This window comes from Oceanimonas sp. GK1, assembly GCF_000243075.1.
Taxonomy (GTDB): Bacteria; Pseudomonadota; Gammaproteobacteria; order Enterobacterales; family Aeromonadaceae; genus Oceanimonas.
Genome location: NC_016745.1, coordinates 2,136,557 through 2,160,215, shown reverse-complemented (window position 1 = coordinate 2,160,215; position 23,659 = coordinate 2,136,557). Strand labels below are relative to the sequence as shown.

The window sequence follows — 23,659 nt, the reverse complement described above, 5'->3', positions numbered from 1 at the left end:
GTCGATGAGGGGTCAGTCGCCTTTTTGCTCGTTAAACAGTCGGTCGAGCTTGTTCTCGTAATCGTGGTAACCCAGGTAGTGGTAGAGCTGCTCGCGGGTCTGCATGCTGTCCACCACCTGGCGCTGATGGCCGTCTTGCAGCAGGTGCTGGTACACATTGAGCGCCGCCTGGTTCATGGCCCGAAAGGCCGACAGCGGATACAGCACCATGCTCACGCCGCACTCGGCCAGCTCGTCGGTGCTGAACAGCGGGGTCTGGCCAAACTCGGTGATGTTGGCGAGGATCGGCACCTTTACCGCGTCCGCAAACTGGCGGTATTGCTCCAGGGTGTTGATGGCCTCGGGGAAGATCATGTCGGCTCCCGCCTCCACACAGGCGATAGCGCGCGCGATGGCGGCATCCATGCCTTCTACCGCCAGCGCATCGGTGCGGGCCATGATCACAAAGTTATCGTCGGTGCGGGCGTCCACCGCCGCCTTCACCCGGTCCACCATTTCGCCCTGGCTGACAATGGCCTTGTTGGGCCGGTGGCCGCAGCGCTTTTGCGCCACCTGATCTTCCAGGTGCACGGCGGCGGCGCCGGCGCGCTCCATCTCCTTGATGGTGCGGGCAATGTTAAAGGCCCCGCCAAAGCCGGTGTCGATGTCCACCAGCAGCGGCAGGCCGGAGGCCGCCGTGACCCGGCGCACGTCTTCCAGCACGTCGTTCAAGGTGGTGATGCCCAGATCCGGCAGGCCATAGGAAGCATTGGCAATGCCACCGCCGGACAGATAAATGGCCTGATGGCCCACCTGCTCCGCCATCATGGCGCAGTAGGCATTAATGGTGCCCACCACCTGCAGCGGCCGGTGGTTTGCCACCGCCTGGCGGAATCGTTTCCCTGGACTCATGACGTTTTCTCCTTGTCTTCGGTGAGTTGTTGTTCAATCAACAGCCGGCTGCGCATGATATGACGGCGCATCAGCAGCTCGGCCAGCTCTTCGTCCCGCTCCCGCAGGGCCGCCAGCAGATGGAAATGCTCGGTCAGCGCCTGTTGCGGCCGGGAATAGGCGCGCTGGGACTGGTGCCGGTACATGCGCAGCAGGTGGTACAGCTCGTCGCACAGCAGGTGGATGAGGGTGTGGTTGCGGCTGGCCTGGATCAGGCGGTAGTGAAAGTCGAAATCCCCCTGCTGGTGGAAATAAGAGGCCCCCTCCACTTCCTCGATATGGGCCTGGTGGGTATTCAAGAGTTGCTGCAGGGCATCCAGCTCTTCCTCGGTAATGTGCCGGCAGGCCAGACGCACCGCCATGCCTTCCAGCGCTTCGCGCACCGCATAAATTTCCACCAGCCTGGCCCGGCTCAGCGCAATGACCCTGGCTCCCACATGGGGTACCCGCTCAATGAGCCCCAGGGCCTCCACCCGCATCATGGCTTCCCGCAGGGGGCCGCGGCTCACGCCAAAGCGGCGCGCCAGCTCCGGCTCGGAGATCTTGCTGCCGGCGGCAAAGTGCCCTTTGACGATGAGATCCACCAACTGCTCGGTCAGGTTTTCCGACTTGGTCAGCTCCCGTGCCTCGGTAAACGACAAATCGGTGTTTGGGTGTACTACTGCGTGCTCAGCCATTCAAACTGTCAACAATTTAACGAACATGAAACAAAATTATCACCTAGAACGGGGGCTTTCAAGGTGATGTGTTGACAATGTGGATTAGACTTTGGTCGGAGGCAAAGGTGGGGACGGGGGGATTTGGGAATGGTGATTGGACGTGTGCCGGCTCATTGCGAGTGGCGTACGGTCGTCAGGTCAGCGTCTGGTCATTCCGGCCTTCGCGCCGGAATCCGTATCACAGATACCGGCGTTGTCGGCCATGGGCTCCCGCCTTCGCGGGAGCGACAAAAAAGAGGGGTTACTGCACCTTTCCCTTCAACAAGGCCTCTATGCTGCCCACGGCACCGAGCACGCTGCTGGCTTCATAGGGCAGGAAGATGCGGTCGCCGTCCTTGCCAATTTCGGGCAGGGTTTTCAGGTACTCCAGCCCCAGCAGATAACCGATCACCAGTTGCGGATCCAGCCGGTCACTGCCGGCAGACAGCACTTTGTCAATGGCCTGGCGCTGGCCGTCGGCCATGAGGATGGCGGCTTCCCGCTCCCCTTCGGCCACCAGAATGTTGGAGCGTTTTTCCCCCTCGGCCCGGGCAATGGCGGCTTCCCGCTCGCCGCTGGCCTGCAGCACCAGGGCCCGGCGCTCCCGCTCGGCGGCCATTTGCTTGCGCATGGCGTCCTCCACTTCGGCGGGAATATTGATGTCCTGTATTTCCACCCGGGTGACTTTTACGCCCCATTTGTTGCCGGCTTCGTCCATCACGATTTGCAGCTTGTCATTGATTTCCTGCCGGGATTCAAACAGCTTGTCGAGCTCCATTTTGCCCACTTCGGAGCGCAGCGAGGTCTTGGCCAGGATTTCGATGGCCTGAATAAGGTTCTCGGCCTGGTAGACGGCCCGCTCGGGATCGATCACCTGAAAATACAGGGCACCGTTAACGGTCACGCTGACGTTGTCGGCGGTGATCACCGACTGGCCGGGAAAGTCGAGCACGGTTTCCCGCCGGTCGATACGGGTTTCTTCCTGCACCACGGGTACGTTCTCGCCGCCGATGGCCTGGTAGCGGCGCACCTTGATGGAGCGGGGCTTGTCGACAAAGGGAATAATCCAGTTGATGCCCGGGCTCAGGGTTTTCTGGTAGCTGCCCAGGCGCTCGATCACCACGGCTTCCGACTGCTGCACTATCATCAGCCCCTTAATCACCAGTGCCAGCACCAGTACGGTAAACACCAGGGCAATAATCAACATCACGTCCATGACAAAATCCCCTTGTTTTTTGACATTCGGCGGTTTGTGTTATCTCGTTGGAATTAGTCGGGTTGTTTAACAATAGCGGTAATGCCGTCGAAACGGACGATTTCCACTTCGTCACCTTCCTTCAGCTCGGTGCCGGGCTGGGCCCGCACCATAAACAGATCCCCCTCAAGCCTCAGCCGCAGCTCACCGCTATGATGGCGTACCAGTTTTCCGGTTTGATGACGGCTTTCGCCGGCCAGGCCGCTTTTGCGGCGGGAAGGCGCATACTGACGAAAGGCCTTTTTCAGCAGCGGCGCCAGCACAGCGGTGGCAATGGCAAAGGTAAACCACTGACCGGTGGCCCCCGCCCCGAGCAGCGCCGCGGCCATGGCGCCCAGGGCCGCCAGCCCCATGGCAAAGGCAAAAAAGCCGGTGCCGAGCAGTTCGGCCAGCAATAACACCAGGGCGGCAATCAGCCAGAGATGCCAGGCAAGCACGTGTTTCACCTCAGATGCAAATGGAACAGTGATTACTATAGAGGAGCAGAAGTGAAGCTGGAAGCGCGGGATTGGGGATTGGGGATTGGGGATTGGGAATTGGGGATTGGGGATTGGGGATTGGGGATTGGGGATTGGGGATTGGGGATTGGGGATTGGGGATTATGCGTTCCCACGCTGAGCATGGGAACAAGAAAGAAAATGTCTGCGCCTTACCCCTCACATCACCGGTTTGGCCAGTTTAAACAGCTCAAAGAAGTTGGCCGTGGTTTGCTCGGCCACCTGCTCATAGGGCACGCCCTTGAGCTGGGCCACATACTCGGCCACGGTGCGGGTGTAGGCGGGCTCGTTTTCCTCACCCCGGAACGGCACCGGGGCCAGCCAGGGGGAGTCGGTTTCCACCAGCAGCCGCTCCAGCGGCAGGGCCTTGACCACTTCGCGCAGGGCATCGGCGCTGCGAAAGGTGACAATGCCGGAAATGGAAATGTAAAAACCCAGCTCCATGGCCGCTTCGGCCATCTCCAACGATTCGGTAAAGCAGTGCAGCACACCGCCCACCTTGTCGGCATTGCCCTGGCGCAAAATCTCCAGGGTGTCTTGCTGGGCATTGCGGGTGTGAATGATCAGCGGCTTGTTCAGCTCAACCGCCACGTCCACATGCTGCTCAAAGGAGCGTTTTTGCAGGTCGGCGGTCTCCGGCGCGTAGAAATAATCCAGCCCGGTTTCACCAATGGCCACCACCGCAGGATGATCCGCCAGCCGGCGCAGCAGCGCCGGATCGTTTTGTTCATCATGCTGGTGCAGCGGGTGCACGCCGCAGGATGCAAACACCTGGGGGTAAGGCGCAATCGCCTTCAGCATGTCGGGAAAGGACGACAGCCCCACGCCAATGCACAGCATGTGGTTTACGCCGCGTTGGGCGGCCTTGGCAATGGCCTCGTCCATGGATTTGTGTTTTTTGCCGTAATCGAGTTTGTCGAGGTGGCAATGGGAATCAACCAGCAAAATCGGCTCCAGTAAATCGGTTATTCATGGGTCAGTGTCTGTTGCAGCCGGCGCAGCCACTGGCTCAGCTGCAGGCCGGCATTCATGGGCCTGCCCTGCCCCGGCTGCAACCGGCGACGCAGCGCCAGCAGTTCGTTATTAAGCTCATGCAACGTCATGAAGCCCAGCCGCGCCAATCGTGCGCTTAGGCGGCGACAGTCGTCGAGTTTCAGGGACGCACGCACCCCCAGGGCGGTTTGCAGCGCATCCTGCAGCAATAACTGCACCCACACCAGGTGCACCGGCTGCTCCAGCAGTCCCGCCTGTACCATCGGCAGCTGAGTGGGCGCTTCCCCCAGGCTCACCAGCGCCGTGAGCAACTGCAGCCGTTTGTCGTCGGCGCCCGTGTTCAGGTAGTCCAGGGTCTGCAGCGGCGAGCCCTGGTTGACGCTGAGCGCCGCCGCCGTGGCGGCCACCCCCTGCTCCTTCAGCCAGGCCAGTGCCAGCTGAGTATCCGGCAACGGCACCAGCCACTGCTGGCAGCGACTGATGAGCGTCGGCAGCAGCCGCTCCGGTTGCGACGACACCAGGATCAGCGTGGCCTCGCCCGCCGGCTCTTCCAGGGTTTTCAGCAGGGCATTGGCGGCGGCTTCTGTCATCAGCTCGGCCCGCTCGATAATGGCCACCTTGCCGTGCCCCAGGCGGGCGCTCTCGCTCATGATGCGGCTGAGTTCGCGAATGGCGTCGATGCCGATGCTCCGCCCTTCCCGGCCCACCACCTGCAAGTCGGAATGGCTGCCGGCGGCATTGAGTTCGCAGGCATGGCACATGCCGCAAGGGGCATTACTTGTATGTTGGCATAATAAGGCGGTGGCCAGCTTGCCGGCCAGCTCGCGCTTGCCCAGGCCCGCCATGCCCTTGAGCAGCAGGCCGTGGCCCAGGCGGCGTTCACGCACCCCCTGCAGCAGCGGCTGCCACACCGGCGTCAGCCAGCCGTACACAGTCGTCGCTCCAGGCAGGCCAGCACCCGCGCTTTCACTTCCTGCTCGTTGCCGGACGCATCGATCAGCTCGCAATTGGGGTCGGCCTGCACCAGCTCCAGATAACGGGCCCGGGTGCGCTCGAAAAAGTCGATATTTTCCAGCTCAATGCGGTCCAGCTCGCCCCGGCCACGGGCCCGGGCCAGTCCCTGAGCCGGGTCAATGTCGAGGTACAGGGTCAGATCCGGTTTAAAGTCCCCCAGCACCGCCTGCTTGATCTGACGAATCAGGCCCGCATCTATGCCCCGGCCACCGCCCTGATAGGCCTGGGAGGAGAGATCGTGGCGGTCGCCCACCACCCAGATGCCGTCCCGCAGGGCCGGCTGAATGCGGTTTTTCACCAGTTGCACCCGGGCGGCGTACATCAGCAGCAGCTCGGCTTCCACGGTGAGTTGTTCTTCGTGCACCTCCTTCACCAGGGCGCGCATTTTTTCCGCCAGCGGCGTGCCACCGGGCTCCCGGGTGGTGATCACCCTGTGGCCCTGGGCTTCAAGCCAGTGCACCACATGGGCCTGCACCGTGCTTTTGCCGGCGCCTTCCAGGCCTTCAATCACAATAAAACGGCTCATGGCTTACCTGTTCAGAATGTAGCGGCGCACCGCGTTGTTGTGCTCGCGCAGATTTTTGGAGAAGTAATGGCGTCCCTCGCCCATGGCCACAAAATAGTAATACTTGCTCTCGGCCGGGTTCAGGGCGGCGCGAATGGCCTCCTGGCTGGGCATGGCAATGGGTGTGGGCGGCAGACCGTCGATCACATAGGTGTTGTAGGGCGTGTGGGTCTGCAGATCCCGCTTGCGAATGTTGCCGTCATAGTCCTCGCCCATGCCGTAGATCACGGTGGGATCGGTCTGCAGCCGCATGCCCCGGCGCAGCCGGTTCACAAACACGGACGCGATCATCGGCCGCTCTTCGGCAATGCCGGTTTCCTTTTCGATGATGGACGCCAAAATCAGCGCCTCGTAAGGGGTCTTGATGGGCAGGTTGGGGGCTCGCGCTTCCCAGGCCTCGTTGAGAAAATCCTGCATATGGGCATAGGCCCGCGCCAGCACATCCAGATCGCTGTCACCGGGAGTGTAGTTGTAGGTCTCGGGCAGGAACAGGCCTTCCAGCTTGTCGTGCTCCACCCCCAGCCGCTCGGCCAGCTCCGCTTCGCTGACACCCTCCAGGGTATGTTCCAGATATTCGGCACCGGCCAGCCGTGCCTGCCAGTCGGACAGGCGCAGGCCTTCCACCAGGGTCACGTTCAGCCGGTAGATATCGCCGTTCACGAATTTGGTGAGGGCCTCACGCAGGGAGGTATTGTCATCCAGCTTGTAGGTGCCCTGGCGCACCGCCGCCAGCTCCGGGTGCAGTTTCAGCCACAGCTTGCGGTGCAGGGCCGGCAGCCCGGGGCTGAGCCGGCCAGTCAGTTGCAGGGCGGTTTCACCTCGGTGCACCACAAACAGCGGGTGCTCTCCGGGCGTGATGGTCATGTTTTCCAGCTTCTGCCACTGGTGGTAGCCGTAACCGACCAGCCCCAGGCCCGCCAGGGTGGCCGCCAGCACGGCGCCCTTCAGCCCCTTAATCAATTTGCTCATAGCGGTGTTGTAGTGCTCTCGTCATGGAATAGTCCCCGGGCAGTGGCCGTCCGGCAAAGGTGTGCACCGGCACCAGGCCCATCAGGGCGTTGGTCAGCCAGATTTCATCGGCGCGATAAAGGGCCTCGGGCTCAGCACCGACCTGCTGCACCCGCGCACCCAGCTCGTGCATCACCCAGGCCCGCAGGGTGCCGTGCACGCCGCCGGTGGCAAGCACCGGGGTAAAGACCGTCTCGCCCTGGCGCCAGAACAGGTTGGCGGTCACCGCCTCCATCACTCGGCCCTGCTCGTTCAGTACCACGCCTTCGGCAAGGCTCCGGCTTTCAAGTTCGGCCTTCAGCAGCACCTGCTCCAGCCGGTTGATGGTCTTCAGCCCCGCCAGCAAGGGTGAGCTGCCCAGGCGGCCTTCACACAGGCCAAGTTCAATGCCCTGCTCACGCCAGTGCACATAATGGGCGGGAAAGGGCGCCAGGTTCAGCGCCACCGTGGTATCGCCGCAGCCGGCAATACCGTAACCCCGGCCACCGGGGCCGCGCAACAACGTCAGGCGCACCACGCGATCGTCCTCGTCCGGCAGCGCCGCCAGTTCGGCGTCGATGGCCGTCCAGTCGGGCTCGGCCATGTGCAGCCGGCGGCAGGCGTCCACCAGCCGGGCCCGGTGCAGCGGCCACAGCCGTACCCGGCCGCGCCGGGCGTGCATGGTGGTGAAATGGCCGTCGCCCAGTTGCCAGCCCCGGGTCAGTGCCGGCTCCTGTGAATAAAGTATGTTCTGCATGGGTTCCGATAAAAAAAGCCCGGCACATGGCCGGGCTGTTTCTGGCCGAAGGGCCATTATATGCGTTTGAAGATCAATGAGCCATTGGTGCCGCCAAACCCGAAGGAGTTGGACAGGGCATACTCAAACTCCGCCTTGCGGGCCTGGTGCGGTACCAGATCCAGATCGCACTCATCATCCGGGTTGTCCAGGTTGATGGTGGGCGGGGCAATTTGATCACGCAGGGCCAGCACGGTAATGATGGCTTCCACCGCACCGGCGGCACCGAGCAGGTGACCGGTCATCGATTTGGTGGAGCTCACCAGCAGCTTGCCGGCATGATCGCCAAAGACCTTCTTCACCGCCTTCAGCTCGGCCACATCCCCCAGCGGCGTGGACGTGCCGTGGGCATTGATGTAACCCACCAGGGCCGGATCCAGTTTGGCGTCGCGCAGGGCGTTGACCATGGCGGCGGCGGCACCGCTGCCGTCGTCGGGCGGCGCCGTCATGTGATGGGCGTCGCCGCTCATGCCAAAGCCGACCAGCTCCGCATAGATGGTGGCGCCACGGGCCAGGGCGTGCTCGTATTCTTCCAGCATCACCACACCGGCGCCGTCACCCAGTACAAAGCCGTCGCGCTCCTTGTCCCAGGGGCGACTGGCCTGTTGCGGCGCGTCGTTGCGGGTAGACAGGGCGCGGGCGGCGGCAAAGCCCCCCATGCCCATGGGCGTGGAGGCTTTTTCGGTGCCGCCGGCCAGCATGGCGTCGGCGTCGCCGTAGGCGATCATGCGCGCGGCCAGACCAATGCTGTGGGTACCGGTGGTACAGGCAGTGGTGGCGGCGATGTTGGGGCCGCGCAGGCCTTTCATGATCGACAGATGGCCGGACACCATGTTGATGATGGTGGACGGCACGAAGAACGGGCTCAGCTTGCGCGGGCCGCTGTTCATCAGGCTGGTATGGTTCTGCTCGATCAGACCGAGTCCGCCAATGCCGGAGCCGATGGACACGCCAATCCGGTCCGCATTGGCTTCCGTGATCTCCAGTCCGGCGTCCGCAAAGGCCTGCAGGCCAGCGGCAATGCCGTACTGAATAAACAGATCCATCTTGCGGGCTTCTTTCTTGGCAATGCCATGCGCTTCCGGGTCAAAATCCTTGACCAGGCCGGCAAACTTGGTGGGGTAATCGGTAGTATCAAAATGATCGATGTTGGTAATGCCACTTTGACCTGCCAGCAGGGCCTGCCAGCTGGCATCGACCGAGTTTCCGACAGGAGATAGCATACCGAGGCCAGTCACCACGACTCTGCGTTTTGACACAGGAGCGCCTCCGAATGGGATTTAAACAAGAAAAAAACCGAAGTGGCGGGCGCCACTCCGGTACAGGTTTGTTATTCCTGGTTAGCGTTGATGTAGTCGATCGCGGCTTGAACGGTGGTGATTTTTTCCGCTTCTTCGTCAGGAATCTCGGTATCGAACTCTTCTTCCAGAGCCATTACCAGTTCAACGGTGTCCAGGGAATCCGCGCCCAGATCATCAACGAAGGAAGCTTCGGATTTAACTTCTTCTTCCTTAACGCCCAGTTGCTCTACGATGATTTTCTTTACGCGTTCTTCGATGTTGCTCATGACCAGTATTTTCCTTTAGAAATACGCAAGTGCGTGTCGTTGCGGTAGTGTATAAAAATAACCGTCGTTTGCAAGCCTGTTTGGGGCTGGTCTAACCAGAATTCATACGAAAAGTGCCGCATTTTCCGCCAAACAGGTGCCAACTGTGGTGATTTTCATCACACCATGTACATGCCGCCGTTAACGTGCAGCGTTTCGCCGGTAATGTAGCCGGCTTCATCCGACGCCAAAAAGGCCACGGCGGATGCAATCTCTTTGGGATCGCCCAGACGCTGGGCCGGAACCTGTGACAAGATACCGGCTCGCTGCTCGTCATTCAATGCGCGCGTCATGTCGGTTTCAATAAAACCGGGGGCCACCACGTTCACGGTAATGCCGCGGGACGCCACTTCCCGGCCCAGGGACTTGCTGAAGCCGATCAGGCCCGCCTTGGCGGCCGCGTAGTTGGCCTGGCCGGCGTTGCCCATGGTGCCCACCACGGAGCCGATGGTCACAATGCGGCCAAAGCGCTTTTTCATCATGGAGCGCAGTACCGCCTTGGACAAACGGAACACGGAGGTAAGGTTGGTGTCGATAATGTCCTGCCACTCCTCGTCCTTCATGCGCATCATCAGGTTGTCGCGGGTGATGCCGGCGTTGTTGACCAGTACGTCGATGTCGCCGAACCGCTCCTTGATGGTGGCCAGGGTCGCTTCCAGGGACGCGGCGTCGGTCACGTTCAATACCAGGCCGGTGCCCTTGTCGCCCAGGTAGGCGCTGATCGCCTCGGCGCCCTTGTCGCTGGTGGCGGTACCGATGACGGTGGCGCCACGCTCGGCAAACAGTTCGGCGGTGGCCCGGCCGATGCCACGGCTGGCCCCGGTGACCAGCACTACTTTACCGGAAAAGCTCATATTCACTCCTTTACTCGGAAATTACAGACCGTTAACGGCAGCCAGGGCCGCTTGCAGGCTGGCGTCGTCGTTTACCGCCAGGCCTTCTACCCGCTTGTCGATACGCTTGGCCAGGCCGGTCAGTACCTTGCCCGGGCCCACTTCCAGTGCCAGGGTCACGCCCTGCTCCGCCATGGTTTCCACGGTGTCGGTCCAGCGCACCGGGCTGTAAAGCTGGCGTACCAGGGCGTCCTTGATGGCGGCCGGGCTGGTTTCGGCCGCCACGTCCACGTTATTGAGCACGGGCACGACCGGCGCGTTGAAGCTCATGGTGTTCAGGGTTTCGGCCAGTCGATCGGCGGCGGGCTTCATCAGCGCGCAGTGGGAAGGCACGCTCACCGGCAGGGGCAATGCGCGCTTGGCGCCGCTTTCCTTCATCAGGGCGTTGGCGCGCTCCACGGCGGCCTTGTTGCCGGCGATCACCACCTGACCCGGCGAGTTGAAATTCACCGCCGACACCACCTCACCTTCGGCGGCCTTTTCGCAGTTGGCAATAATGGTGTCGTTGTCGAGGCCAATAATGGCGGACATGGCGCCGGTGCCTTCGGGCACGGCTTCCTGCATCAGCTTGCCGCGCAGCTCCACCAGCTTAACGCCGTCGGCCAGGCTCAGCACACCGGCACACACCAGGGCGGAGTATTCACCCAGGCTGTGTCCGGCCATGACCGCAGGCACTGCCCCACCCTGCTGTTGCCACAGGCGGTACAGGGCGACGGAGGCCGTCAGCAGCGCCGGCTGGGTGCGCCAGGTTTGGTTCAGCTCTTCCGCCGGGCCGTTCAGCACCAGGGCGGCCAGATCGTAGCCCAGGGCGTCTGACGCCTCGGCAAAGGTCTGTTTCACGATGTCGTGGTCGGCCAGCACGCCCGCGAGCATGCCCACCGCCTGGGATCCCTGTCCGGGAAAAGTAATGGCAAAAGACATTGAAGTTCCTCTTAAAAACGTACCAGGGCCGAGCCCCAGGCAAAGCCGCCGCCAAAGGCTTCCAGCAGCACCAGATGGCCACGCTGAATGCGGCCGTCACGCACCCCTTCGTCCAGGGCGATGGGCACACTGGCCGCCGAGGTATTGCCGTGCTTGTCGAGGGTCAGAATGACCCGCTCGATGGGCATGTTCAGCTTGCGGGCGGTGGCGTTGATAATGCGGTAGTTGGCCTGGTGGGGCACCAGCCAGTCGAGCTCCGACTTGTCGATGCCGTTGGCCTCCAGGGTCTGGGTCACGATGTCGCTCAGGCGGCTTACGGCCACCTTGAACACTTCGTTGCCCTTCATGTGCATGTAGGCATCCATTTCGGTGCCCGTTACACCGCGCTGGCGATGGGGCAGCTTGAGCAGCTCGCCATAGGCGCCGTCGGCATGCAGATGGGTGGACAGAATGCCCGGCTCTTCGCTGGCACCCAGCACCACGGCACCGGCACCATCCCCAAAGAGAATAATGGTGGAGCGGTCTTCCGGGTCGCACATACGCGACAGGGCGTCGGCGCCGATCACCAGCACGTGGCGGGCCTGGCCGCTCTTGATAAACTGATCGGCCACGCTCAGGGCGTAGCTGAAGCCGGCGCAGGCGGCGGCGATGTCAAAGGCCGGAATGCCGGGGACCTTGAGCAGGGCCTGCACTTCACAGGCGGCGGCCGGAAAGGCATTGTCGCCACTGGTGGTGGCCAGCACTATCATGTCGAGCTGCTGCGCTTCAATGCCGGCGGCATCCAGGGCCCGCAGGGCGGCGCCGTAAGACATGGTGGCCACGGTTTCTTCGGCACCGGCAATGCGGCGCTCGCGGATACCGGTACGCTCCACGATCCACTGATCACTGGTTTCTACCATTCTTTCCAGGTCGGCGTTGGTACGCACATCCTGAGGCAGGTAGCTGCCGGTTCCCAAAATTTTACTGTTCATAGGCGTTATCTTGCGTGACTGTCCTGAGGGGCAGTATCAAAAAGATGCGCGATTTTCGCAGGCAGCTGATGCTCGGTTTCGGCGACGGCCTGCAGAATCGCATTCAAGAAGGCGGGTGATCCTGCGCTCCCGTGGCTTTTTACCACACTGGAACGTAATCCTATCAGACTGGCCCCATTATACTGGTCTGGGTTCAGATGAGAAAGCCGCCGCTTCAGCCAGATACCCAGCAGCTTCCACCAGAACCCCCGCTTTTTACCCGCACCCAGCAACAACCGGGCAACCCCTTCACTGGTTTTCAGCGCCACATTGCCGACAAAACCGTCACAGACAATGACGTCGGCGGTACCGGAAAAAAGATCATTGCCTTCTATGTAGCCGGTAAAATTCAGCGCTGGCTGCGCTTTCAGGCGGCGGGCCGCCTGGCGCACGGCCTCGTTGCCCTTGTTGGCTTCGGCGCCCACGTTCAGCAACGCCACTCTGGGGTTTGGCTGCGCCAGCACATGACGTGCCACCGCATCCCCCATCAGGGCAAACTGCGTCAGCTGGCCGGCATCGCAACAGACATTGGCGCCCACGTCCAGCAACAGGGCATGGCTGCCATCGGTCTGCGGCAAACGGGTGATCAGGGCCGGCCGGTCCACCCCCGGCAGGGTATGCACCACTTTCACCGCCAGCGCCATCAGCGCGCCGGTATTGCCGCCGCTGACGCAGGCCTGGGCCTCGCCCCGAGCCAGGGCATCGAGGGCCTGGCGCATGGAGGAATCGGTCAGGTGGCGCAGGGCGAAGCCGGCCTTGTGCTCGTTGGTCACCTGTTGGGTACAGTAATGCACCCGAACCCGCTCATGAGCGTTCAGGTTACAGCGATCAAGCCAGGGGGACAGCGCCGCGCGGGACCCGAACAAATGCAGGTTGAGATCGGGTAAAAGCGACAGTGCCTGCGCGGCGGCAGGCACTGTAACCGGAGGGCCAAAGTCGCCCCCCATCATATCAAGCGCAACGGTCAGCTGCGGCAAAGGGCAACCCTTACTTGGCGATTACCTTTTGGCCACGGTAGAAGCCATCGGCAGTCACGTGGTGACGACGATGAGTTTCACCGGTGGTCTGGTCCACAGACAGGTTGGCAGTGCTCAGGGCATCGTGTGAACGACGCATACCACGCTTGGAACGGGTTTTACGGTTCTGTTGTACGGCCATTTGACCTAACTCCTAAATCAGTTACTTTCGTTTCAGCTCTTCCAGAATCGCGAAAGGATTCGGACGCTCTTCGGCTTCGGGAATGTCGCCATAGCTCAGATCGTACTTGCCTTCGGCACAGTGCTCATTTTCATGGGCAGGCACCAGGGGCAAAGCAAGGATGAGTTCATCCTCAATGGTCTCAGCCAGATTGATTTCCCCGAATTCATCCGCCTCAAACGTCTCGTACGCTTCCGGCAGCTCCGGCGCCTCGGCATTTTCACGCAAAGGCGTGTACGTAAACTCGGACTCTATGGTTGTGTCGAACGGCTCATTACAGCGCTGGCACTGAAGGGTGACCTGTGCACGGGCATGACCCGACATCAGGCGTAACCCCTGGGCATCGGTACCAAAGCTCAGAGAGACGTCGATATCACCATGGATACCTTGGGTTGACTCCGCCAGTCTGGGCATCAGTGCTGCATCAAAAACACCCTGATAATCCAGGCGTTTATTGGCGCAGCGAACGGGGTCAACCTTGATGGGCAACTTTACCTTTTCCATAAGGCGCGCATATTATAGCGCCACTTCACCGGAGTCAAAGGGAAAATGGCGCCACCGGCGCCCCGCCGCCGTTTGTCAGCAGCCGGGCACGGCGCTAGAATCGCCCCCAGACATGCTTTTAACCGGGTCACTTCATGCCTTCCCTGATTCTTGCCTCCTCGTCTCCCTACCGCCGTGCCCTGCTGGCCCGCCTTGGGCTCGACTTTGCCTGCCACAGCCCGCACATTGATGAAAGGCCCCGTCCCGGCGAAAGCGGTGAGCAGCTGGCCCTGCGACTGGCCGAACACAAGGCGGCGGCGGTGGCCGCGGAATACCGGGAAGGGCTGGTGATCGGCTCGGATCAGGTGTGCGTAAACGGCAATCAGTTGCTGGGCAAACCCGGCACGCGGGAAAACGCCCGCCGGCAATTGCAGGCCGCCGCCGGCAAACGGGTCTCCTTTTATACCGGCCTGTGCGTGCACGACATTGCCTCGGGCCGGCGGGCGTCCCTGGTCGAGCCCTTTCACGTGGACTTTCGCCCACTGACCCTCGCGCAAATTGACCGCTATCTCGACCGCGAACCGGCCCTGGACTGTGCCGGCGCCTTTAAGTGCGAAGGCCTCGGCATCAGCCTGTTTGAACGAATGGACGGCCGAGATCCCAACAGCCTGGTGGGGCTGCCGCTGATCGCCCTGGTCGACCTGCTGACAGAATTCGGGGTGGAAGTGCCGTGAGACGTTGAACGTTGGACGTCTTACGTTTCACGTCCAACGTCTCTCCCCTCACGCAGTCAAAGCCACTGGGGCAGATGGCGAATATCGTCGATCAGCGCCACCGGCCCGTGCACACCGAGCTGATCGCGACTGTGCACGCCGTAGGTAACGCCGATACGGTCCATGCCGATGGCTTCGGCCATGGCCAAGTCGTAACTGGAGTCCCCCACCATCACCGCCTGCGACGGCGCCAACCGCAGTTCTTCGAGGATCTGCGCCAGCATCAGCGGATCCGGCTTGGAGCGGGCCTGGTCGGCGCCGCGCAGGGCGTGAAACAGATGCCCGAGGCCGGTATCGGCCAGTACCGAATCCAGCCCCTCTCTCGCCTTGCCGGTGGCCACCGCCAGCCGGTACCCGCCCCGGTGCAACCCGGCCAGGGTGTCGGCAGCGCCGGCAAACAGCGGCGACGGTGTGGTGTTCAGCTCCAGATAATGACGCCGATAAGCCTGCAACAGACCATCGCTTTCCGCGGGCGACAAGTCGCCGAACAGCACCGGGAAGGCCCTGTACAGGCTGAGCCCGATAATATGCCGCACCGCCTCAGGGGTGGGCACCCGCTGACCACAGTCGCTGGCTGCGGCCTGCATGCAGGACACAATGCGCGCCACCGAGTCCATCAGGGTGCCGTCCCAGTCAAAGATCACCAGTTCATATTTCATGAGGCGGCCATGCGCGTCAGTAGTTTTTTCAGGGCCGGTTCCAGGGGCGCTTCCAGCACCATGGTTTCTTCCTTACCCGGGTGATAAAAGCGAATGCGGCAGGCGTGCAAAAACAGCCGCCCCAGCCCTTGCGCCCGCATTTTTTCATCAAACTGACGATCGCCGTACTTGTCGTCGCCGGCAATGGGGTGCCCCGCGTGCAGGGTATGCACGCGAATTTGATGGGTACGGCCGGTGACCGGGCTGCATTCCACCAGGGTGGCCCCGGTAAACTTCTGCACAATGCGAAAACGGGTTTCCGACGGCTTGCCTTCTTTATCAACCCGCACCACGCGCTCGCCCGAGGCCAGCTCGTTTTTCTTCAGCGGCGCCTTCACCACCTTCTGGTGCGACTGCCACTGGCCACGCACCAGGGCCAGGTAGTGCTTGTCCATGGTTTTTTCCCGCAGCTGCTCGTGCAGGCTGCGCAGCATGCTGCGCTTTTTGGCCACCAGCAAAATGCCGGAGGTGTCCCGGTCCAGCCGGTGCACCAGCTCCAGAAAACGGGCCTGGGGCCGCAGGGCACGCAGCCCTTCAATCACCCCGAAGCTGAGGCCACTGCCGCCATGCACCGCCATGCCCGAGGGCTTGTTCAGCACCAGCAGGGCATCGTCTTCGTACACAATGGCCGTTTCCAGGCCCTGTACGCTGTCGAGTTTCGCCGACGGCAAGACGTCTTCCCGTTCGGCCACCCGCACCGGCGGCACGCGAATGACATCGCCGGCCAGCAGCTTGTATTCGGGCTTGATGCGCTTTTTGTTAACCCTAACCTCACCCTTGCGCAAAATACGATAAATCAGGCTTTTGGGAACGCCTTTGAGCTGAGTCCGTAAAAAGTTGTCGATGCGCTGCCCTTCATGCTCAGCCTCTATGGTGAGCAGCCGCACGCTTTGATGGTCTTGTTTCATGGGCGGGATTCTACCACCGAAGCCGGTGTTTTTGCTGCAAAAATGGTGCCTTGCTAAGGCTGTGGGTAAAGTGTGATAATGCATGAGATTTTCGTGTCTTCCCGGCTGGGGAGACACACACCCAAACCCCGGAAACACCGTTTGGTTCGCGACCTTTGGGCTTTCCTCCCTTTGACGTGATACACACCTGAAAAATGCGCCTCATGCGTAGCCAGCCGGGAGGCTGTAATGACTACGCTGACAGACTCGAGGCCGGTGTCGGTCGGAGCCAAATGGCCATTCCGGGTAACACGAACACTGTAAAAAACAGTAAAAACATATAAAAAGAGTACTCAATGAAAAGAATGCTAATTAACGCAACCCAGGAAGAGGAGTTGCGCGTTGCCCTGGTGGACGGGCAAAGGTTGTATGATCTCGATATTGAAAGCCCCGGCCACGAGCAGAAAAAAGCCAACATCTACAAAGGCAAAATCACCCGGGTTGAACCCAGTCTGGAAGCCGCCTTTGTCGACTACGGCGCCGAGCGCCACGGCTTTTTGCCGCTGAAGGAAATTGCCCGCAACTACTTCCCCGCCGGTTATACCTACCAGGGCCGCCCCAACATCAAGGAAGTGGTCAAGGAAGGTCAGGAAGTCATCGTCCAGATCGACAAGGAAGAGCGTGGCAACAAGGGCGCGGCCCTTACCACCTTTATCAGTCTGGCCGGCTCCTACCTGGTACTGATGCCCAACAACCCCCGCGCCGGCGGCATTTCCCGGCGCATTGAGGGTGACGAGCGCACCGAGTTGAAAGAGGCTCTGTCCCGCCTCAAGCTGCCCGATGGCATGGGCCTGATTGTGCGCACCGCCGGGGTGGGCAAATCCGGTGAAGAGCTGGAGTGGGATCTGAATGTACTCAAGACCCACTGGACCGCCATTCAGGAAGCCGCCGAAAGCCGCACTGCCCCCTTCCTGATCCACCAGGAAAGCAACGTCATCGTGCGTGCCATTCGGGATTACCTGCGCCGGGACATCGGTGAGATCCTGATCGACAACCCCGTGGTGTTTGAACGGGCCAAGCAGCACATTCAGCTGGTGCGTCCCGACTTCGTCAACCGGATCAAGCTGTACGAGGGCGAAGTGCCCATGTTCAGCCACTACCAGATTGAAAGCCAGATCGAGTCGGCCTTTCAGCGGGAAGTGCGCCTGCCTTCCGGCGGCAGCATCGTCATCGACCCCACCGAAGCACTGACCTCCATCGACATCAACTCCGCCCGCGCCACCAAGGGCGGCGACATTGAAGAAACCGCCCTGCAGACCAACCTGGAAGCGGCGGAAGAGATCGCCCGCCAGCTGCGTTTGCGCGACCTGGGTGGCCTGGTGGTGATCGACTTTATCGACATGACCCCGGTACGCCACCAGCGCGAAGTGGAAAACCGCCTGCGCGACGCCGTGCGCCAGGATCGCGCCCGCATTCAGCTGGGTCGCATCTCCCGCTTCGGTCTGCTGGAAATGTCCCGCCAGCGGCTGCGTCCTTCCCTCGGCGAGTCCAGCACCCATGTGTGCCCCCGCTGTCTGGGTCAGGGCACCATTCGCGACAACGAATCCCTCGCCCTGGCCATTCTGCGCCTGATCGAGGAAGAAGCGCTGAAAGACAACACCGGCCAGATCCACGCTCAGGTACCGGTGGACGTGGCCGCCTACCTGCTCAACGAAAAGCGCAAGTCCATCGCCAGCCTGGAAAACCGCTACAAGGTCGACATCTACATCATTCCCAACGAGCAGCTGGAAACCCCCCACTTCGACGTGACCCGGGTACGCAGCAGCGACGTGGAAGACGTCACCAGCTTTGAGCTGAAAACCGAAGTCGAGCAGCCAGTTTACCAGCCACGTCAGCATCAGGTGGCCCAGAAAACCGAACAGCCGGCGCTGCAGGGCTTTTCCGCCCCGGCCCCGGCACCGGTAGCAACTAGCCGCCCCGAGCCGCAGCAACAAGCCCCCCAGGCTCGTCAGCCCGGCCTGCTGAGCAGGCTGTTCTGCGCCATTGCCGGCTGGTTCAAGGGAGCCGAACAGGCTAAAACCGCCGTGGCCGAGCCGGCCCCGGCCAGTACCGAGCGCAGCCAGCGCGGCAACCGCGACAACGACCGTCGGGATCGCCGGGATCGGGGCGACCGCCGCGGCAGCAACCGCAACCGCAAGCCTCGCGACGAAGAGCGCAGCCAGAAGCCCGCCGCGCCGGCCGCCGCTCAGGAAAGTAGCGAGCAAAAACCGGAGCGCCCGCGTCGTGAACGCCGCAAGCCCCGCCGCGAACAACAGCCCGAGCGTACCGCCCGTCCGCAACAGGAGCAGCAACCGGCCCGGGAAGCCGAGCCTGTTTGTGCCGCCGAGGTCACTGCTGCGCCTGCTGCTCAGCCCGAGCAGGCCAAAGAGCAGGCGGTAGCCGAGCGTCGTCAGCGTCGCCAACTGCGTAAAAAGGTGCGCCTGGACAGCGAAGGTCGCCCTCAGGCTTCCCAGCCTGCCGCCGAGCCGGCTCAGCAGCCCGAAGCCCAGGCCCGTACCGAGCAACCTCAGCCGCACAAGCGCGCTCCCAAGCGCAAGCGCATCAATGAGGACAGCCGTCGCCAGCGCCGTGAGGAAAGCATTGCGGCCCTGATCGCCGAACAGGGTGAAGAGAAATGGGTCGCCAGTGAAGAGCAGGCTGAGGCTCCGGTGGTTGAAGCCCAGGCAAAGCCGAAAGTGGAAGCTCCGGTCGTCGAAACCAAGCCCGAGCCGAAAGTGGAAGCCGCGGTCGCCGAAGCCAAGCCCGAGCCGAAGGTGGAAGAAGCCCCGGTCGCCGAAGCCAAGCCCGAGCCGAAGGTGGAAGAAGCCCCGGTCACCGAAGCCAAGCCCGAGCCGAAGGTGGAAGAAGCCCCGGTTGCCGAAGCCAAGCCCGAGCCAAAGGTGGAAGAAGCTCCGGTTGCCGAAGCCAAGCCCGAGCCGAAGGTGGAAGAAGCCCCGGTCACCGAAGCCAAGCCCGAGCCAAAGGTGGAAGAAGCCCCGGTCATCGAAGCCAAGCCCGAGCCGAAGGTGGAAGAAGCCCCGGTTGCCGAAGCCAAGCCCGAGCCGAAGGTGGAAGCCCCGGTTACTCAGCCCAAGGTGACTGCCGGCCGTTTTGCCAGTGCTCGCAAGGCATCCGCCCCCATGGCCAAGCCGCCGGTGGTGGAAGCCGCCCCTTACGTCAAGCCGGACTACCCGCCCCTGGTGCGTCAGCCCGTTGCCACCAGCGGCCGCCAGGGAGGCACTACCGGTGCCCGTAACCGGGCCTCGGCCCCCATGGCCAAGCCCTGATAAGCAGTGATCTAAAAAGGCTCCTTCGGGAGCCTTTTTTATTACCTTGTTCTATCGTCATACCGGGCTTGACCCAATATCTTGTATAAGCGCGGTAGGCGCCGCTTCAGCCGGCGCAAATTCAAAGCAACTGTGCATCTAAAGCCTGTTGCACAGGCTCTGCCAGCTAAATCGGCAGCTACAAAACGCAGGGCTTCAAACCCCGGGTTAACCCTTGAGGTGTTTCAGCACTCCCTCGCAGGCCGCTTCCACCATATCCAGTACCCGTTCAAAACCCTGCTCACCGCCATAATAGGGATCCGGCACTTCCTGCTCGGGGCCTTCGGCAAAACTCAGCAACAGCTTCACCTTGTGGACATGTGCCGGCGGACACAAGCGCTGCAGATCCCGCAGGTTTTCCTTGTCGGCCGCCAGCACCAGATCAAAACGCTCAAAATCACTCACGGTGACCTGACGGGCGCGCATACCGGAAAAGTCATACCCCCTCGCCTCGCCCGCCGCTCTGGCTCGCGCATCCGGCCCGGCACCGGCGTGATAGCCAATGGTGCCCGCCGAATCAACCTCCACATCCAGCCCGGCCCGCGCCGCCTTGTGGCGCAGCACCGCCTCAGCAGTGGGCGAGCGGCATATATTGCCCATGCACACAGTGAGCACACGGTAGCTGTTTTTATTTCCCTGATGGTTATCCGTCATTATTCTGCCTGTTCTCGGTTGCTATGGTTGACAATAATATTCTGTACTGCAACGGCCTGCAGATCATGATGAAAATGATTTTACCGACACAAAAAAACAGGAGCCTGCCATGGCGGGCTCCTGCTCGGTGTATTTAATGAACTCCGTTCCCGAGCCCGACGGGGATCCACGTCACCGGCCCGAGAACAGTGTCTTAAGCCAGCAACTCTCTGCGCACTATGGTAGCCCCGGCGCTCAGGGCATTCAGTTTGCCCCTGGCCACGTCACGGGCCAGGGGCGCCATGCCGCAGTTGGTGCAGGGGTAGAGCTTGTCGGCATCCACAAACTGCAGGGCCTTGCGCAGGGTATTTGCCACTTCTTCCGGGGTTTCAATGCGGTTGGTGGCCACATCAATGGCACCCACCATCACCTTTTTGCCGCGAATCAGCTCAATCAGCTCCATGGGCACATGGGAGTTCTGGCATTCCAGTGACACAATGTCGATATTGGACTTTTGCAGTCTGGGAAAGACCTCTTCATATTGCCGCCATTCGGAGCCCAGGGTCTTTTTCCAGTCGGTATTGGCCTTGATGCCATAGCCATAGCAGATGTGCACGGCGGTTTCACACTTGAGGCCTTCAATGGCCCGCTCCAGCGCCGCAATACCCCAGTCGTTGACCTCATCAAAGAAGACGTTAAAGGCCGGCTCATCAAACTGGATAATATCAACCCCGGCGGCTTCCAGCTCTCTGGCCTCCTGATTGAGGATTTTGGCAAATTCCCAGGCCAGTTTTTCACGACTTTTATAATGCCCATCATACAGGGTGTCGATCATGGTCATGGGGCCGGGCAGCGCCCATTTAATGGGCTGGCTGGTTTGCCGGCGCAGGAATTTGGCATCTTCCACAAACACCGGCTTCTGACGGCTGACCGCCCCCACCACCGAGGGCACACTGGCCTCGTAACGATTGCGGATTTTAACGGTCTTGCGCTGTGCAAAATCCACACCGTCGAGGTGCTCGATAAAGGTGGTCACAAAATGCTGACGGGTTTGCTCACCGTCGCTGACAATATCAATACCGGCATGCTGCTGCTCCTGTAACGAGACACGCAATGCGTCGCGTTTGCCGTCAATCAGCTCTTCCCCTTCCAGCTTCCAGGGGGACCAGAGGGTCTCGGGCTGGGCCAGCCAGGAGGGTTTGGGCAGGCTGCCCGCGGTAGACGTGGGTAATAAGGTTGTCATGATAAATTCCGTTTCTGCTCTCGTTAATGTTCAGGCGCCGTTTTTCAGGCGTCATGCTTTCAGGCGTAATTGGCAGACCACTGCTCAAGAATGGCCTTATAGGGCTTGATGAAGCTCTCTTCGGCAAGTTTGCCCTGTTTGATGGCCAGCTGGCTGCGCTCTTCCCGGTCATACACAATGTGAGTGACCGAATGATCCGGGTTATTCAGATCAGGCTTATAGCTCTTTCCAGCCACGGCATTGGCATTATAAATTTCAGGCCGGTAAATCTTCTGGAACGCTTCCATGGTGCTGATGGTGCTGATCAGCTCCAGGTTCGTATAATCATTCAGCAAGTCGCCAAAGAAGTAAAAAGCCAGGGGCGCCACGCTGTGCGGCGGCATAAAGTAGCGCACCTTCAGGCCCATCTTCTTGAAATACTGCTCCGTTAACGAAGATTCATTGGGCAGGTATTCCACCCCCAATATGGGATGGCGGTTTTCCGTCTGATGATAAGTCTTGTTATCGGACACACTCAGGCAGATCACCGGCTGCTTGGCAAAATGCTGCTTGTAGGTATTGGAATTGACAAAGCTTTTGAACAGCTTGCCATGGAGATCCCCAAAGTTTTCCGGAATGCTGAACCCGGGCTTGCCCTTGTTGTGCTCCAGCAACAAAACACTGAAGTCATAATCCCGCACATAAGAGGAGAAGTTATTCCCCACAATGCCTTCAATACGTTTTTTGGTCTTGTGATCAACAATAACGGTTTTCAGTATTTCAATGATGGGAAAGGTGTGCGCCTTGCCTTCACTGTCAATGTCCATATCAACGGAAATAATTTCAAGCTCAACGGAGTAACGCTCTCCCTTGGGATTATCCCAATTCGCAGTGGCATTGAAACGATTATTAATCATCGTTAAGGCATTACGCAGGTTTTCCTGACGACGCTCTCCCCGGGCCAGGTTGGCAAAATTGGTGGTGGCACGGGTGCTGTCTGCGGGCTGATAATGTTCATCGAATGCAATGCGGTTTACCGCGAATGTGAAGTCGTTACTCATCCTGTTGTCCATCCATTTTTTTGAGATAAAACCTGAACCTGTCCCTCGCTCTTCTGGAAGTCCAGACATCTAGAGCTAAGCGTTAAGTAAGTTATACAGGGTCGTTCTCATGAAAAAAAATGATTTTACCTCATCGATAGATGAACAATTTTCATGGTTTTTGATATAAGAAGGCGCACTCCGGCAAGCGGAGGCAAGGTGTGCAGGCCCTGAGCGCTGAGTGGTTAGCGAATGTGCTGCGCCAGCGCAATAAAGTCGCTCAGGTAGCCGATGTGTTCTTCGCCCTTTCGCACCCCCAGAAAGATTTGTTTTTTGATGCCAGCCTGACCAAACCTGAGACTTTTAATGGCCAGTTTTTGGGCAAACTCATCCACCAGCCAGCCCGGCAGTGCACAAACGCCCCGGCCAGCGGCCACCATCTGCAACATGATTTCCGTGGTTTCAATGGTTTTGTGTTTTTTGACCGTGCATTTGGCCGGGTTCAGAAACTGGCTGTAGATGTCGAGCCGCTCAGGCTCTACCGGATAACTGAACAACACCTCTTCAGCGAGCTGTTCGGGTAGAACCGAGCGTTGCGTGGCAAGGGGGTGAGAAGAGGAAACGACGAGCCGGTGTTCGTAGTCAAACACCGGTATAAAAGTCAGCTGGGGCTTATAGAGGGGATCCGGTGTGACCAGAATATCTATCTCGTAGCTGTGCAGCGCCCCCAGTCCACCAAACTGAAATTCCTGCTTGACGTCAATATCCACGTTTGGCCACTTTTCCAGATAGGGCTCAATGACTTTTAACAGCCACTGATAGCAAGGGTGGCACTCCATGCCAATGCGCAGTGAGCCCATTTCGCCGGTGGCTATCTGGCGCAGCAGGTGTTCGGTGTGCTTAAACTGCGGCAACACCCGGTTGGCCAGGGTTAAAATTTGCTCACCGGCATGGGTCAGACGCAAGCTTCGGCCTTCTTTTTGCCAGACCGGCGTGTTGATCTGACCTTCCAGTTTTTTGATGCTGTGACTCAATGCCGACTGGGATAAATTCAACGATTCGGCCGCCTGGGTTAAGGTCCCCTGCTCTTTGATGGCTGCCAGTACTTCAAGGTGAAACCGCTCCAACATTGCCTGACTCCGGTGTTTAGCGCTTTATTTTTATGAAAATAATTCATAAATTTTGCGTAATATAAC

General features: G+C 60.3%; 25 protein-coding genes. 2 read left to right on the top strand and 23 right to left on the bottom strand.

The features are described 5' to 3' along the window. Positions 1-12: 12 nt before the first annotated feature. From prpB to yceD, 17 genes are all read right to left on the bottom strand, one after another. Positions 13-891, bottom strand: a complete 879-nt coding sequence (gene prpB / locus GU3_RS10215; protein WP_014292460.1) for a methylisocitrate lyase — start codon at positions 889-891, stop codon at positions 13-15. Continuing rightward, positions 888-1,607, bottom strand: a complete 720-nt coding sequence (locus GU3_RS10210; protein ID WP_050899370.1) for a GntR family transcriptional regulator — start codon at positions 1,605-1,607, stop codon at positions 888-890. Before GU3_RS10210 ends, prpB begins: the two co-directional genes overlap by 4 nt. Before the next feature lie 283 nt (positions 1,608-1,890). Further along, entirely contained in the window at positions 1,891-2,844 is a 954-nt protein-coding gene (locus GU3_RS10205; RefSeq protein WP_014292458.1) for an SPFH domain-containing protein, read from the bottom strand. Positions 2,845-2,897: 53 nt separating this feature from the next. Further along, a complete protein-coding gene (locus GU3_RS10200) occupies positions 2,898-3,320 on the bottom strand; it encodes an NfeD family protein (RefSeq protein ID WP_014292457.1) in 423 nt (140 codons plus the stop codon). Positions 3,321-3,539: 219 nt separating this feature from the next. Further along, positions 3,540-4,328, bottom strand: coding sequence for a TatD family hydrolase (locus tag GU3_RS10195; RefSeq protein ID WP_193372553.1), 789 nt, complete (start codon positions 4,326-4,328; stop codon positions 3,540-3,542). Between the two features lie 17 nt (positions 4,329-4,345). Next, the gene (gene holB / locus GU3_RS10190) at positions 4,346-5,305 is read right to left on the bottom strand and encodes a DNA polymerase III subunit delta' (protein WP_014292455.1); all 960 of its coding nucleotides are present in this window, start codon (positions 5,303-5,305) and stop codon (positions 4,346-4,348) included. Continuing rightward, positions 5,290-5,913: a dTMP kinase gene (gene tmk, locus GU3_RS10185; protein ID WP_014292454.1), complete on the bottom strand. Its 624-nt coding sequence runs from the start codon at positions 5,911-5,913 to the stop codon at positions 5,290-5,292. The genes holB and tmk overlap by 16 nt, the downstream gene beginning before the upstream one ends. Before the next feature lie 3 nt (positions 5,914-5,916). Next, the gene (gene mltG, locus GU3_RS10180) at positions 5,917-6,921 is read right to left on the bottom strand and encodes an endolytic transglycosylase MltG (protein WP_014292453.1); all 1,005 of its coding nucleotides are present in this window, start codon (positions 6,919-6,921) and stop codon (positions 5,917-5,919) included. Beyond that, positions 6,905-7,696: an aminodeoxychorismate lyase gene (gene pabC, locus GU3_RS10175; RefSeq protein ID WP_014292452.1), complete on the bottom strand. Its 792-nt coding sequence runs from the start codon at positions 7,694-7,696 to the stop codon at positions 6,905-6,907. Before pabC ends, mltG begins: the two co-directional genes overlap by 17 nt. A 56-nt stretch (positions 7,697-7,752) precedes the next feature. Next, positions 7,753-8,994: a beta-ketoacyl-ACP synthase II gene (gene fabF / locus GU3_RS10170; protein WP_014292451.1), complete on the bottom strand. Its 1,242-nt coding sequence runs from the start codon at positions 8,992-8,994 to the stop codon at positions 7,753-7,755. 71 nt (positions 8,995-9,065) lie between these two features. Beyond that, complete coding sequence (gene acpP / locus GU3_RS10165; RefSeq protein WP_014292450.1) at positions 9,066-9,302, bottom strand: acyl carrier protein; 237 nt, start codon at positions 9,300-9,302, stop codon at positions 9,066-9,068. 158 nt (positions 9,303-9,460) lie between these two features. Continuing rightward, positions 9,461-10,195 (bottom strand): 3-oxoacyl-ACP reductase FabG, encoded by a 735-nt coding sequence (gene fabG, locus GU3_RS10160; protein WP_014292449.1) that lies wholly within the window; start codon positions 10,193-10,195, stop codon positions 9,461-9,463. 21 nt (positions 10,196-10,216) lie between these two features. Beyond that, on the bottom strand, positions 10,217-11,155 hold the full coding sequence (gene fabD, locus GU3_RS10155; RefSeq protein WP_014292448.1) for an ACP S-malonyltransferase: 939 nt from the start codon (positions 11,153-11,155) through the stop codon (positions 10,217-10,219). 11 nt (positions 11,156-11,166) lie between these two features. Then, positions 11,167-12,126, bottom strand: a complete 960-nt coding sequence (locus GU3_RS10150) for a beta-ketoacyl-ACP synthase III (protein ID WP_014292447.1) — start codon at positions 12,124-12,126, stop codon at positions 11,167-11,169. A 5-nt stretch (positions 12,127-12,131) separates the two neighbouring features. Continuing rightward, entirely contained in the window at positions 12,132-13,142 is a 1,011-nt protein-coding gene (gene plsX, locus GU3_RS10145; RefSeq protein ID WP_014292446.1) for a phosphate acyltransferase PlsX, read from the bottom strand. Between the two features lie 10 nt (positions 13,143-13,152). Beyond that, positions 13,153-13,323 (bottom strand): 50S ribosomal protein L32, encoded by a 171-nt coding sequence (rpmF, locus tag GU3_RS10140; RefSeq protein ID WP_014292445.1) that lies wholly within the window; start codon positions 13,321-13,323, stop codon positions 13,153-13,155. 21 nt (positions 13,324-13,344) lie between these two features. Beyond that, complete coding sequence (yceD, locus tag GU3_RS10135) at positions 13,345-13,866, bottom strand: 23S rRNA accumulation protein YceD (protein WP_014292444.1); 522 nt, start codon at positions 13,864-13,866, stop codon at positions 13,345-13,347. A gap of 134 nt (positions 13,867-14,000) precedes the next feature. Here yceD and GU3_RS10130 point away from each other — a divergent pair, with 134 nt between their 5' ends. Further along, positions 14,001-14,579 (top strand): nucleoside triphosphate pyrophosphatase, encoded by a 579-nt coding sequence (locus GU3_RS10130; protein ID WP_014292443.1) that lies wholly within the window; start codon positions 14,001-14,003, stop codon positions 14,577-14,579. 56 nt (positions 14,580-14,635) lie between these two features. On the opposite strand, the gene GU3_RS10125 is transcribed toward GU3_RS10130, so the two are convergent. Beyond that, positions 14,636-15,277 carry an HAD family hydrolase gene (locus GU3_RS10125; protein ID WP_014292442.1) on the bottom strand — a complete coding sequence of 214 codons (642 nt, stop codon included), beginning with the start codon at positions 15,275-15,277 and terminating at the stop codon, positions 14,636-14,638. After that, the gene (rluC, locus tag GU3_RS10120; RefSeq protein WP_014292441.1) at positions 15,274-16,224 is read right to left on the bottom strand and encodes a 23S rRNA pseudouridine(955/2504/2580) synthase RluC; all 951 of its coding nucleotides are present in this window, start codon (positions 16,222-16,224) and stop codon (positions 15,274-15,276) included. The genes GU3_RS10125 and rluC overlap by 4 nt, the downstream gene beginning before the upstream one ends. Before the next feature lie 335 nt (positions 16,225-16,559). Here rluC and rne point away from each other — a divergent pair, with 335 nt between their 5' ends. Further along, positions 16,560-19,529 carry a ribonuclease E gene (gene rne / locus GU3_RS10115; RefSeq protein ID WP_041543107.1) on the top strand — a complete coding sequence of 990 codons (2,970 nt, stop codon included), beginning with the start codon at positions 16,560-16,562 and terminating at the stop codon, positions 19,527-19,529. Positions 19,530-19,736: 207 nt separating this feature from the next. On the opposite strand, the gene GU3_RS10110 is transcribed toward rne, so the two are convergent. The 4 genes from GU3_RS10110 to GU3_RS10095 form a co-directional block, all read right to left on the bottom strand. After that, the gene (locus GU3_RS10110; protein ID WP_014292439.1) at positions 19,737-20,222 is read right to left on the bottom strand and encodes a low molecular weight protein-tyrosine-phosphatase; all 486 of its coding nucleotides are present in this window, start codon (positions 20,220-20,222) and stop codon (positions 19,737-19,739) included. A 193-nt stretch (positions 20,223-20,415) separates the two neighbouring features. Next, entirely contained in the window at positions 20,416-21,444 is a 1,029-nt protein-coding gene (locus tag GU3_RS10105; RefSeq protein WP_014292438.1) for a methionine synthase, read from the bottom strand. Positions 21,445-21,503: 59 nt separating this feature from the next. Further along, positions 21,504-22,553 carry a DUF1852 domain-containing protein gene (locus tag GU3_RS10100; protein ID WP_237711132.1) on the bottom strand — a complete coding sequence of 350 codons (1,050 nt, stop codon included), beginning with the start codon at positions 22,551-22,553 and terminating at the stop codon, positions 21,504-21,506. Between the two features lie 155 nt (positions 22,554-22,708). Then, complete coding sequence (locus GU3_RS10095; protein ID WP_014292436.1) at positions 22,709-23,593, bottom strand: LysR family transcriptional regulator; 885 nt, start codon at positions 23,591-23,593, stop codon at positions 22,709-22,711. Between the last annotated feature and the right edge of the window lie 66 nt (positions 23,594-23,659).

Coding starts and splice junctions, on each gene's coding strand:
- fabG (WP_014292449.1), bottom strand. CDS start 10,195: ATGAGCTTTTCCGGTAAAGTAGTGCTGGTCACCGGGGCCAGCCGTGGC.
- rpmF (WP_014292445.1), bottom strand. CDS start 13,323: ATGGCCGTACAACAGAACCGTAAAACCCGTTCCAAGCGTGGTATGCGT.
- yceD (WP_014292444.1), bottom strand. CDS start 13,866: ATGGAAAAGGTAAAGTTGCCCATCAAGGTTGACCCCGTTCGCTGCGCC.
- GU3_RS10125 (WP_014292442.1), bottom strand. CDS start 15,277: ATGAAATATGAACTGGTGATCTTTGACTGGGACGGCACCCTGATGGAC.
- mltG (WP_014292453.1), bottom strand. CDS start 6,921: ATGAGCAAATTGATTAAGGGGCTGAAGGGCGCCGTGCTGGCGGCCACC.
- GU3_RS10095 (WP_014292436.1), bottom strand. CDS start 23,593: ATGTTGGAGCGGTTTCACCTTGAAGTACTGGCAGCCATCAAAGAGCAG.
- GU3_RS10100 (WP_237711132.1), bottom strand. CDS start 22,553: ATGTCTGGACTTCCAGAAGAGCGAGGGACAGGTTCAGGTTTTATCTCA.
- GU3_RS10130 (WP_014292443.1), top strand. CDS start 14,001: ATGCCTTCCCTGATTCTTGCCTCCTCGTCTCCCTACCGCCGTGCCCTG.
- GU3_RS10210 (WP_050899370.1), bottom strand. CDS start 1,607: ATGGCTGAGCACGCAGTAGTACACCCAAACACCGATTTGTCGTTTACC.
- rluC (WP_014292441.1), bottom strand. CDS start 16,224: ATGAAACAAGACCATCAAAGCGTGCGGCTGCTCACCATAGAGGCTGAG.
- rne (WP_041543107.1), top strand. CDS start 16,560: ATGAAAAGAATGCTAATTAACGCAACCCAGGAAGAGGAGTTGCGCGTT.
- fabD (WP_014292448.1), bottom strand. CDS start 11,155: ATGTCTTTTGCCATTACTTTTCCCGGACAGGGATCCCAGGCGGTGGGC.
- GU3_RS10105 (WP_014292438.1), bottom strand. CDS start 21,444: ATGACAACCTTATTACCCACGTCTACCGCGGGCAGCCTGCCCAAACCC.
- prpB (WP_014292460.1), bottom strand. CDS start 891: ATGAGTCCAGGGAAACGATTCCGCCAGGCGGTGGCAAACCACCGGCCG.
- GU3_RS10110 (WP_014292439.1), bottom strand. CDS start 20,222: ATGACGGATAACCATCAGGGAAATAAAAACAGCTACCGTGTGCTCACT.
- GU3_RS10205 (WP_014292458.1), bottom strand. CDS start 2,844: ATGGACGTGATGTTGATTATTGCCCTGGTGTTTACCGTACTGGTGCTG.
- acpP (WP_014292450.1), bottom strand. CDS start 9,302: ATGAGCAACATCGAAGAACGCGTAAAGAAAATCATCGTAGAGCAACTG.
- tmk (WP_014292454.1), bottom strand. CDS start 5,913: ATGAGCCGTTTTATTGTGATTGAAGGCCTGGAAGGCGCCGGCAAAAGC.
- pabC (WP_014292452.1), bottom strand. CDS start 7,696: ATGCAGAACATACTTTATTCACAGGAGCCGGCACTGACCCGGGGCTGG.
- GU3_RS10150 (WP_014292447.1), bottom strand. CDS start 12,126: ATGAACAGTAAAATTTTGGGAACCGGCAGCTACCTGCCTCAGGATGTG.